13 protein-coding genes are annotated in these 10,090 nt (G+C 64.7%); 9 read left to right on the top strand and 4 right to left on the bottom strand.

Going from position 1 to position 10,090, the window contains the following annotated elements; all coding sequences use genetic code 11:
- Positions 1 to 7 precede the first annotated feature (7 nt).
- Positions 8 to 712 (top strand): glycoside hydrolase family 25 protein, encoded by a 705-nt coding sequence (locus ACFULT_RS01630; protein WP_094720249.1) that lies wholly within the window; start codon positions 8 to 10, stop codon positions 710 to 712.
- Positions 713 to 725: 13 nt separating this feature from the next.
- On the opposite strand, the gene ACFULT_RS01625 is transcribed toward ACFULT_RS01630, so the two are convergent.
- On the bottom strand, positions 726 to 2,063 hold the full coding sequence (locus ACFULT_RS01625) for an amylo-alpha-1,6-glucosidase (protein ID WP_378480442.1): 1,338 nt from the start codon (positions 2,061 to 2,063) through the stop codon (positions 726 to 728).
- A gap of 118 nt (positions 2,064 to 2,181) precedes the next feature.
- On the opposite strand from ACFULT_RS01625, the gene ACFULT_RS01620 reads away from it, so the two are divergent.
- The 5 genes from ACFULT_RS01620 (at position 2,182) to ACFULT_RS01600 (ending at position 5,726) form a co-directional block, all read left to right on the top strand.
- Complete coding sequence (locus tag ACFULT_RS01620; protein ID WP_378480441.1) at positions 2,182 to 2,706, top strand: DinB family protein; 525 nt, start codon at positions 2,182 to 2,184, stop codon at positions 2,704 to 2,706.
- Between the two features lie 93 nt (positions 2,707 to 2,799).
- Positions 2,800 to 3,477, top strand: a complete 678-nt coding sequence (locus ACFULT_RS01615) for an SDR family oxidoreductase (protein ID WP_037109877.1) — start codon at positions 2,800 to 2,802, stop codon at positions 3,475 to 3,477.
- Positions 3,478 to 3,519: 42 nt separating this feature from the next.
- On the top strand, positions 3,520 to 4,011 hold the full coding sequence (locus ACFULT_RS01610; RefSeq protein ID WP_378480892.1) for a GNAT family N-acetyltransferase: 492 nt from the start codon (positions 3,520 to 3,522) through the stop codon (positions 4,009 to 4,011).
- Positions 4,012 to 4,029: 18 nt separating this feature from the next.
- Positions 4,030 to 4,452 carry a pyridoxamine 5'-phosphate oxidase family protein gene (locus tag ACFULT_RS01605; protein WP_037109878.1) on the top strand — a complete coding sequence of 141 codons (423 nt, stop codon included), beginning with the start codon at positions 4,030 to 4,032 and terminating at the stop codon, positions 4,450 to 4,452.
- Positions 4,453 to 4,487: 35 nt separating this feature from the next.
- The gene (locus ACFULT_RS01600; protein ID WP_378480440.1) at positions 4,488 to 5,726 is read left to right on the top strand and encodes a glutaminase; all 1,239 of its coding nucleotides are present in this window, start codon (positions 4,488 to 4,490) and stop codon (positions 5,724 to 5,726) included.
- Here ACFULT_RS01600 and ACFULT_RS01595 read toward each other — a convergent pair.
- On the bottom strand, positions 5,714 to 6,592 hold the full coding sequence (locus tag ACFULT_RS01595) for a LysR family transcriptional regulator (protein ID WP_378480439.1): 879 nt from the start codon (positions 6,590 to 6,592) through the stop codon (positions 5,714 to 5,716). The genes ACFULT_RS01600 and ACFULT_RS01595 overlap by 13 nt on opposite strands.
- Positions 6,593 to 6,617: 25 nt before the next feature.
- Here ACFULT_RS01595 and ACFULT_RS01590 point away from each other — a divergent pair, with 25 nt between their 5' ends.
- A complete protein-coding gene (locus ACFULT_RS01590) occupies positions 6,618 to 7,922 on the top strand; it encodes an MFS transporter (RefSeq protein WP_378480891.1) in 1,305 nt (434 codons plus the stop codon).
- Here ACFULT_RS01590 and ACFULT_RS01585 read toward each other — a convergent pair.
- Both ACFULT_RS01585 and ACFULT_RS01580 read right to left on the bottom strand, forming a co-directional pair.
- A complete protein-coding gene (locus ACFULT_RS01585; RefSeq protein WP_378480438.1) occupies positions 7,853 to 8,494 on the bottom strand; it encodes an SGNH/GDSL hydrolase family protein in 642 nt (213 codons plus the stop codon). The genes ACFULT_RS01590 and ACFULT_RS01585 overlap by 70 nt on opposite strands.
- Positions 8,495 to 8,519: 25 nt before the next feature.
- On the bottom strand, positions 8,520 to 8,963 hold the full coding sequence (locus tag ACFULT_RS01580; protein ID WP_037140909.1) for an Lrp/AsnC family transcriptional regulator: 444 nt from the start codon (positions 8,961 to 8,963) through the stop codon (positions 8,520 to 8,522).
- A gap of 80 nt (positions 8,964 to 9,043) precedes the next feature.
- Here ACFULT_RS01580 and ACFULT_RS01575 point away from each other — a divergent pair, with 80 nt between their 5' ends.
- Together ACFULT_RS01575 and ACFULT_RS01570 are read left to right on the top strand one after the other, a co-directional pair.
- The gene (locus ACFULT_RS01575) at positions 9,044 to 9,718 is read left to right on the top strand and encodes an AzlC family ABC transporter permease (RefSeq protein WP_378480437.1); all 675 of its coding nucleotides are present in this window, start codon (positions 9,044 to 9,046) and stop codon (positions 9,716 to 9,718) included.
- The gene (locus ACFULT_RS01570) at positions 9,711 to 10,037 is read left to right on the top strand and encodes a branched-chain amino acid transporter permease (RefSeq protein ID WP_378480436.1); all 327 of its coding nucleotides are present in this window, start codon (positions 9,711 to 9,713) and stop codon (positions 10,035 to 10,037) included. Before ACFULT_RS01575 ends, ACFULT_RS01570 begins: the two co-directional genes overlap by 8 nt.
- The last annotated feature ends 53 nt before the right edge of the window (positions 10,038 to 10,090 follow it).

Genomic DNA, 10,090 nt, shown 5'->3' with positions numbered 1-10,090 from the left:
TGTGAGCATGACACGTGCGTTGAAAACCCTCGTCATCACCGGCGCACTGATCTGCGGCATGCCCGCGGTGGCGTCGGCCAACCCGCAGACACTGGGAGCGCAGGGGCCGGATGTGTCCTCGTGGCAACACATCGACGGCACCAAGATCGACTGGCACCGAGTACGAGGGTCCGGCCACGACTTCGCGATGGTGAAGGCAACCGAAGGTCTCGACTACATCAACCCGTACTTCGTGCAGGACTGCCTCGTCATGCGAGCAGCCGGAGTAGCCCGCGGCGCGTATCACTATGCGGACGTACGGCTTTCACCGGAAGCGCAGGCCGCCTACTACTCGACGGTGGTGCTCGGGATCAACGGACCGGGCGATCTGCCACCGGTGCTGGACCTCGAACACTCCCACGGGCTGCCGCCCGAGCACCTCATCGACTGGACCCACCGGTACCTGAACACGGTGCATGCGCTCACCGGACGTCAGCCGATCATCTACACCTACCCGAACTTCTGGCGCACCGCGATGGCGGACACCCACGAGTTCAACCACTATCCACTGTGGATCGCGGACTACAACGACACCCTCGGACCACTCCCCGGCGGGTGGACGAACTGGTTGTTCTGGCAATACACCGACAACGGCCGAATCCCCGGCATCGATGCACCCACGGACATCAACCACTTCTCCGGTGACGACATCCGTCCGTTGGCGCGCTGGTAACCGCCGATGTGAGTCAGCCGAGCCAGTCGAGAACTGCTGCAGCAGTCCAGGATTGCTGCATGCTGCCGAGCGGCTCACCCGTGAACGGCTCGTAGTACTCGGCGAACGTGCCGTCGCTGGCCTGCCGCAAGCCTTCCTCACGCAGGTCCAGCGAACGCTCCGCCCAGCCGCGCCGCGAGAACGCCCACGAGAACAACCACGTCATGACCGGCCACACCGGGCCGCGCCAGTATTCGCGTGGGCGGAAGTCCCGTGACACCGGCGACGTCGACGGCGGTACCGCATAGCGAAGGTCGGGGTGCCCACAGAACCGTGTTCCCTCGAACAGCCGCAGCAGCGTCCGTTCCTGCTCACGCGGCAATCCACCGCACAACAGCGGCGCGAACATCGCGATGGTGTCGGTGGTGATCCACCGCCGAGCCCGCAGATCGTAATCGCGTGCGGCACCCGACCGACTGTCCGTCGTGGCGATGACACCTGTGCGGAACTTCTCGGCCCACCCACGCAACTCGCGGACATCGGAATTCGGTTTCGAATGCTCCTCGCCGATCGTCGCCAACACATCGCACGCCATGGCGAAGATCGCGCTGACGAACACGTCCTCGACAGCGAAGCTCATCTTCTCCTTGAGCGCAGCGTCGTCGTACCCCGCCTGCTTCATCTCCTCGACGAGCCAGATGTAGCGGTCGTACTCGATATTGCTCGGCCGCTGCGACGCGTCCGTCACGACCGTGTCGTCCTTGCGCACGAACGGCGGCATCTCCCCGGGCACGACACCCAGATACGACGCGTCCCACCGCGGCGAGTTGTCCATCCCGGATTCCCAGCCGTGAAACAGGGTGACGCGGCCGTTGTCCGCAATGTCGCGCGCCTCGGCCAGCCAGCGATGCCACCGCACCAGGTTGTCCCACCGCCGGTCGAGGAACTCCTCCGCGACCGCTCTGGTGGTGCGGCCGTGACGACGGGAATGATCGAGGATTCTCTGCACCGCGATCGCATGGACGGGTGGCTGAGTGATGCCCGACGTCTGCGGCCCCAACGGAGCGTGCACCGCCAGTTCCGACGTTTCCCACCTCGCCGGACCCGGGAAGTAGCCGTCGACGCCGTTGGCGAAGACGATGTGCGGAATCATCCCGTTCTTCCACTGCGCCGACAACAACGTGTCCAACTCGACGACCGCCCGCTCCACGCTCAGAGGCGCCAACCCGACCGACACGAACGCCGCGTCCCAGCTCCACATGTGTGGATAGAGCTTCGGTGCGGCGCTCGTCATGGTGCCCAGATCGTTGCCGCGCAGAAGGTAGGCAGCCCGCGCGGCCAGTTGTGTCGAAGTGAATCCACGGTCGCCCATCCCTCTAGTTTGCGACCCCTCCGTACTTTCCGCCCATCGAGACTCGAGTTCTTTTCAGGACCGTAACTGTCCGCAATGGTCTCTAGTGTCGTTCTCACCAGCAACGAAAGGGAACCCCATGACTCTCACCGGTGAAAAAGCCGACATCGCCCGAATGCTCGCCGATCAGCGCAAGAACTTCCTCTACACCGTCACCGGCATCGCCGACGACCAGGCCCGCACCCGAACCACCGTCAGCGAACTGACCCTCGGCGGCCTGCTCCACCACGTCGTCAGCAACGAGCGCGGCTGGATGAAAACCATCGCGGACATGGACGAGAACGCAGAATTCGACATGTCCCGCATGGGCACCGAATACGTCATGGGCCCCGACGACACCGTAGCCGGACTGATCGACGACCTCGCACGCGTCGCCGCCGACACCGAAACAGCACTCGCCACCATGGACCTCGACGCCCAAATCCCACTCCCGACGGCACCCTGGGCTCCCGAACGCGCATGGCAATCGGCACGGTTCACCCTGCTCCACATCCTGCGCGAAATCGCCCAGCACGCCGGCCACGCCGACATCATCCGCGAATCCCTCGACGGCGGCAGCACCACCATGGCCATGGCCGCCGAAGCGGGCATGACATTCGACTGAGGCCTTTTTTCGGACCGAATGAACCGTTCGGTCACTCCAAGTGACCGAACGTCACGTTCGGTCCGGCACAGTGCACGGATCTAAGGTGGAGGTATGACTTCCACTGCGCTGGTGACGGGTGCGAGCCGGGGACTCGGGGCGGAGATTGCCCGGGTGTTGGCGTCGGATCACGAGGTTCGGCTGGGCGGACGGTCGCCGGAGTCGATTGCGTCGATTGCGTCGGAACTGCAAGGTTCGACGCCGTGGCCGGTGGATCTTCTCGATCACGACGCTGTGGCCAGGGCGACGGAGGGAATCGAGTCTCTCGACGTGCTGGTGCACAATGCAGGCGTTGCGGAGCTGGGCACGGTTGCCGAGTCCTCGATCGCGGACTGGCGCGCCCAGTACGAGTCAAATGTTCTCGCGGTCGTGTCCTTGACGAAGGCTCTTCTGCCGGCTTTACGACGGGCAGGCGGCCACGTGGTGCTGATCAATTCCGGGGCGGGTCTGCGCGTCAATCCGGGGTGGGGCGCGTACGCGGCGTCGAAATTCGCGTTGAGGGCGTTCGGAGACGCGTTGCGCGCGGAGGAGCCGACGATCCGAGTGACATCGATTCACCCCGGCCGCATCGACACGGACATGCAGAAGGCGATCGTCGAACACGAAGGGGATCACTACGAGCCGTCGCAGTTCCTGCGGGCTTCGACCGTCGCGAGGGCCGTCCGCAATGCAGTCGACACACCGGCGGATGCTCATCCGACCGACATCGTGCTCAAGCCAATTCCCCGCTGAGTGATCAGACCACCGATGAACGGCGGTCATACTCGGGCGGTGATGATTCGACGCGAACATCCAGCCGACCGCCCGGCCATCCTCGGCGTCGTGCGGGCAGCATTCCGCCAGGACGACACCGAACCTGTCGAAGTCGGGTTGACCGAGAAGCTGTTCACCGACGGGTACGTGCCCGAGTTGTCGCTGCTCGCGGTCGTGGACGGGACAATCGTGGGGTACGTCATCGGTAGCCGCGGTGTCAACTTCGGGGTCGGGATCGGGCCGCTCGCCGTGCTCCCGGAGTTCCAGGGCACCGGCGTCGGGACAGCGTTGATGTACGCGCTGATCGGCGCGTCGGAGGCAGTCGACATCCCGGTGCTGGCTCTGCTGGGCGACCCCGGGTACTACAGCCGGTTCGGGTTTCGCGCGGGCTCCGATGTCGGCGTCGAATCACCCGACCCCGCGTGGGGCCACTTCTTTCAGGCTCTCCAGCTCAGCGCAGGCCCGGTGAACGGGAGCTTTCGGTATGCGAAACCCTTCGACGAGCTGGAGTGACGGACCTAAACTGAGCGCATGCCACTGTCGAAATCGGAACGAGAAGAGTTTCTGTCCGAACCGCACATCGCGGCCCTGTCGGTCTTCGCCGGCAACGATCGAGGTCCTCTGACCATACCCATCTGGTACCAGTACACCCCCGGCGGTGAAGCCTGGGTTCTCACCGGGAAGACTTCCAAGAAGGCCGAGTTTATCCGTGCCGCAGGACGATTCAGCTTGATGGTCGAGCGTACGGAGCCGTCCATCCGCTACGTCTCGATCGACGGGCCTCTGCTCCGCGAAGAGCCGGGCAGCGAGGAGAAGTCACGAGAGATGGCGAGTCGCTACCTCGCGCCCGACAAGGTGGAGGGATACCTCGAGTTCGAGAAGACCCTGGGTGAGCACGTCGCGTTCTACCTCGAACCTCGGCACTGGTTGTCCGCAGACATGGGCGCTGTCTGAGCGTCGCCCGGTGACCCGGTGCTAAATTTCGTACCGTGAAGTCACCTGTTCCCGATTACCTGCGGGAAGTACTGGACAGCCTGTCGAGCACTACGGACGGCGAGGTCGCGGACTACATTCCCGATCTCGCGCACGCGAACCCCGACGTGTTCGGAATCGCGGTGACGACGGTCGACGGCCGGACTCATTCCGTCGGCGACGACGAGACCGAGTTCTCGATCCAGTCGATTTCCAAGCCGTTCGCGTACGCGGCCGCGCTGACCGACCGGGGCTTCGACGCAGTGCTCGACACGGTCGGCGTGGAGCCGTCGGGCGAGGCGTTCAACGAGCTGTCCCTCGAAGGTGACACTCGCCGGCCGAAGAACCCGATGATCAATGCAGGCGCCATCGCCACACATTCTCTGCTGGGTTCGTCGGTCGACGAAAGAACCTCTCGCGCACTGAGTTTCTTCTCGACCCTCGCCGGACGACAGTTGTCCGTCGACGAGTCCGTCTGCCGGTCCGAGCTGGACACTGCGGACAGAAACCTCGCCATCGCGCACATGCTGCGCAACTACGGAATTCTGCCCGACGAGGCCCATGCCGTCGTCGAGGGCTACACGACGCAGTGCTCCATCAACGTCACGGTCCGAGACCTCTCGCTGATGGGCGCCACGCTGGCGTCCGGCGGAGTTCACCCGACGACCGGTGAACAGGTCGTCAGCAGGGCGGTCGCCCGGCAGACCCTGTCGGTCATGGCAGGAGCGGGCATGTACGACGCCGCCGGCCACTGGTTGACGTCGGTGGGCATTCCCGCGAAAAGTGGTGTGGCAGGCGGCCTTCTGGGTTCACTTCCGGGCCAGGTGGGCATCGGCGTCCTGTCGCCGAGACTCGACTCGCACGGCAACAGCGTCCGCGGCGTGAAGGTCTTCGAGCGGCTGTCCGACGACATGGGCATGCATCTGATGGACGTCGAACCCTACGGTTCGTCGGTCCTGCGGAGCATCCGCGACGAGGACGGCGAATCGACAATCGAGCTGCAGGGCGTCGTACAGTTCGGTGGCGCGGAGATGCTGCTCGACGCCTTGTCCCGCGACACATCCTCGGGCACAGTCGTTTTCGATGTATGCCGGGTGAACCGGTTCTCCGACGTCGGCCGACGAATGACTCTCGAGGGTATGCGACGCATAGCGCTCGACGGCCGAGACGTCGCGCTCATCGATCCCGACGGTGTTCTGCCCGACCCCAACCTGGGCGACGGCACTTACCCCCGGATCCGGACTCAGGACGCCTGATTCAGCAGGAGCTCGGTGAACGCTGTTGTCACCGAAGTGATGTGCTCGGGGTGGGTGATCACCGAGACGGTGCGCGTCGGTGCGTCGACCACGTCGATCCGATGAAGCCGAGGAAACAACTCGGCCAGTGACGACGGCAGCAGTGTGACACCCAGCTGCGCCTCCGCCAGCCCGGTGACGAGTTCCGCCGAGTCTGCTTCGATGACCGGGCCCCGCTCGACGGAGGACTGCGTGAACGCGTGATCGGTCTGCATGCGGGCTTCGCTCCCCGCGGGCCGGTCGATCATCGGCACTCCGCCCAGTTCGGCCAGGCGCACCGTCGACCTGCCTGCCCACTCGTGACGGGGAGAGACGAACAACGACAGCTTCTCCGTCCACAGCGCAGTCGACGTCAGGCCGACGTGCGTCCGGCCCGGCGCGAGACCGATGATGCCCACGTCGAGGGAACCGTCGGCGACCCCTGCGACAGTATCCGCGCTGCCCCTCGGCAACAACGACACCGTCGTGTTGGGGTGCGAGGTCCCCAACGCGGCGACGGCCGCGACCACATCCACCCGGGTCAGGGGAACGATCATCCCGACGCGGAGGCGTCGAACCTCGGTGTTCGACGGTGACACGTCCGAGACGAGGCGCGCCACCGCACCCAGCACGCCGTAAGCGCGTTCGAGAAAGATCTGGCCCGCCTTGGTGACGGTGACGCTACGGCTGGTGCGGGTGAACAGCTCGACGCCGAGCTCTCGCTCGAGGTCGCGGATCTGACTGCTCAGAGCGGATTGCGCGACGTGCAGGCGCGCGGCAGCTCGGCTGAAATGCTGTTCCTCGGCTACCGCGACGGCATATTGGATGTGACGGAGTTCCACCCCCATAATCTATCGTTTTGCGCGATCAATGGTGCTGATCGATCTATTGGACAGCATGATCGATCAGGAGAAGGCTGTACCCGTGAACACGACAACGTCGAACAAAACCGGGATCGGGACTCCCGTCGTCGCCCTCATGGCGGTGGCAACGGGACTGAGCGCCGGCGGCAACTACCTCAACCAGCCACTGCTCGACCTCATCGCCGAACACTTCGGAGTCTCGCAGTCCGCGGCCGCAGTGTCGGTCACCGTCGCACAGATCTCCTACGCACTCGGTCTGCTGTTCCTCGTCCCGCTCGGCGATGTCGTCGATCGACGGAAGCTCATCGTCGGACTGATGGTGCTGGCCGCCGCCGGACAGGCACTCGCCGGCTTCTCGCCCGGACTCTCGTGGTTGCTCGTCGGGACGGCCATGGCCGGACTGTTCTCCGTTGCCGCGCAGGTCATCGTTCCGTTCGCAGCCTCGATGGCCGACCCGTCGGAGTCGGGCCGAGTCGTCGGCATCGTGATGGGCGGTTTGCTGACGGGAATTCTGCTGGCCCGCAGCATCTCCGGCCTACTGTCCGACGTGACCGGATGGCAGGGGGTGTACCGGCTGGCCTCGGTCCTGATGTTGATCGCGGCAGCGGGCCTGTGGCGGGTACTGCCGCGACATTCGGGGACAGCAGGCGTGTCCTACCTGCCCGCACTCGCGTCGATGGGCGTGCTCGTCCGTCGGTACCCCCGGTTACGTGTTCGATCCGCCCTCGGTGCCTTGTCCTTCGCGTCGGTCAGCGCGGTGTTCGCGACGATGACGTTGCTGCTCACCACCGAATTCGGCTTCTCCGCAGCTCAGATCGGGCTGATCGGGCTCGCCGGCGTGGCCGGTGCGCTGATGGCGTCGGTCGCCGGTCGTCTGGCCGACCGCGGACTGGTTCAGTGGGGAACCGGAATCGGCGTCGTACTGCTGATTGCCGTGTGGCCGCTGTTCATGATCGGAAGCCACGTCTGGCTGGTGTTCGTGCTTGCCTTTGTCCTGGTCGACCTGGCACTGCAAGGCGTGCACGTCAGCAATCAGAACGTCGTCTACGCCTTGGAACCGGAAGCACGGGCGCGCATCAACTCGATCTACATGACGACGTACTTCGTCGGAGCCTCGGTGGGATCGGCCGTCGGCACACTCGCCTGGAAGCACTACGGCTGGACAGGAGTCTGTGTGACCGGAGTGGTGTTCGCCGGCTTGTCACTGCTGGTGTGGCTGCGCGATCTACAACTCAGCCGTGCCGATCAACCACAGGTGCCGGCGACCCCGAGGCCGGACAGAACGGAGAACAGTCGGTCCGCCAATCGAGCGTGACCACTGTTGTTCGGATGTATGCCGTCGGGGGCGTAGTCGGTGGCCGGGTTCAGCCACCGCTCGGCCTTCGGATCCAGGAACGTCACGCCTGCCACCCCAGCCGCATCGCGGAGGTGGCGTCGGATCTCGTCGATGTTGCCGTGTTTGGCATCGGGGGCACCGGTCGGCCCGACGACGATGATCCGCGCCTGGGGTGCCACCACGCGGTAGGTGAGATACAAGCCCGTCGCCGCTGCGAACAACCTGCCGTCGCCGCGGTCGTTTCCGCTGCCCTGCACGATGATCACGTCCGGAAGCGACGTCGCGACGGCCGCCACCCGCGGCACACTGACGAACGGGTCGGTGCTTGCCGCGTACCCACTGCCGGACCGTGCCACCAGATTCAGATCCCAGCAGCCCCTGGCACCGAGCAGAGTGGCGTACCCGCCGTAGCCGTTGCTGGCGCCGATTCCCGCGCTGAAGGAATCGCCGACGATCGCCACCCTCAACGGACGCGGTTGCGCGTGCGCGGGAACGTTCCCGATAAGCAGTGCCGCAACAACGATCGCACAGAACGCAATCAGCTTCCTCACGCGAACGATGGTAGGTCACCGAAGATCACGGAGCGTCGGACTTGAGAATTTTCATGGTGATACGCGAGTCCACCCTCGCGATAGCAGGATCGCCCATAAGTTGTGTCGTGAGCCACTTTTCGAACGCTGCAAGGTCCGCCACACGAACACGAACGAAATAGTCGGGGATGCCGAACATCCTGCGCAACTCCGCGACCTCGGACATCCCGGCCATGCGTTCCTCGAATGCGGCCACCGTCCGGAAGTCCTTCGCGACGAGGTCCGCATGGATGATGACTTCGAACCCCCGTCCCATGCGCGTTCGGTCGACTATCGCGGAGTACCCCGTGATGACACCATCCTCCTCCAACTTGCGGACGCGCCTCAGGCACGGCGCCGGTGTGAGGCCGACCTGTGCCGCCAGCTCCTGATTGGTCAACCTGCCGTTCTCCTGCAACAGCAACAAAATGTGTTCATCGATGGCATCCACATCTCTGATATTGCGCGCCTCTCGCGCTTTACACAAGAAGCGGCAACAAAATCGCTCGCCTGATTTCCTATCATTGCCGCATGACCACGCTCGCCCCCACCCAGCTTCGCTCCCCGCTCCGCGACGCCACCCGGTCCGCAGGCGTCGTATGGCTCGGATTGTTCGTTCTGGGAATCGGTTTCGGCGTGATCGTCACCGCGCACAACCTCCCGTGGTGGCTTGCGCCGATCATGTCCGGCGTCCTCTTCGCGGGCTCCGTCGAATTCATCCTGGTCGGGCTCCTGGCCGCATCCGCACCCCTTGCCGCGATCGCGATCACCACACTGCTGGTCAACTCCCGGCACCTGTTCTACGGTCTCACCTTCCCCTTGCAGCAAGTCGACGGCCGAATGGCGAAGCTGTACAGCATCTTCGCCCTCTGCGACGAAGCCTTCGCCCTCGCGTCCGCGCGCCTACGGGGCAAACAAATCCTGTGGACGCAGTTGGGTCTGCACTCGTCGTGGATGATGGGATCCCTCGTCGGCGCCGGTATCGGAAGTTCACTACTCTCAGGCCTCGAAGGACTCGACTTCGTTCTCACCGCACTGTTCGTCGTGCTGTTCCTCGACGTCTACCGCGAAAACCCCGACCGCGTCACCCTCGGGCTCGCCGTCGGCGCCGGGGTCATCGGCTACCTCCTCGCGCCCGGATCGATGCTGGTTGTGGCAATGTGCGTGTTCACCGCCGCCCTGATGGTCAGGCACCAGCGTGGTTGACTACTGGTACATCGCCGCAGCCCTGGCCGTCGCCGTCGGAATCACGTTCTCGCTGAGAGCAATTCCGTTCCTCGTCCGGTCATCCCTCCGCGAATCGGCCGTCCTCGAGTCGCTGGGCAAATGGATGCCCCTCGGCGCCGTCGCCATCCTCGCCGTCTACGCCCTGTCCTCCATCGACCTCACCGGCGCCGCCCACGGCATCCCACCCCTCGCCGGCGTCACCGTCACCATCGGCCTGCACCTCTGGCGCCGCAACATCGCCCTCAGCATCCTCGGCGGCACCGTCACCTGCGTCGTCCTGCAGAACTGGGTGTTCTGAACCCAGCGAATTCGCACTTGTGCAGGTCCTCACCGGCGTGTCGTCTGCACAAG

It is taken from the genome of Rhodococcus sp. NPDC057297, assembly GCF_042667435.1.
Classification (GTDB): domain Bacteria; phylum Actinomycetota; class Actinomycetes; order Mycobacteriales; family Mycobacteriaceae; genus Rhodococcoides.
The sequence above is the reverse complement of the archived record's forward strand: the minus strand, read 5'-3'. Positions and strand labels throughout refer to the sequence as shown.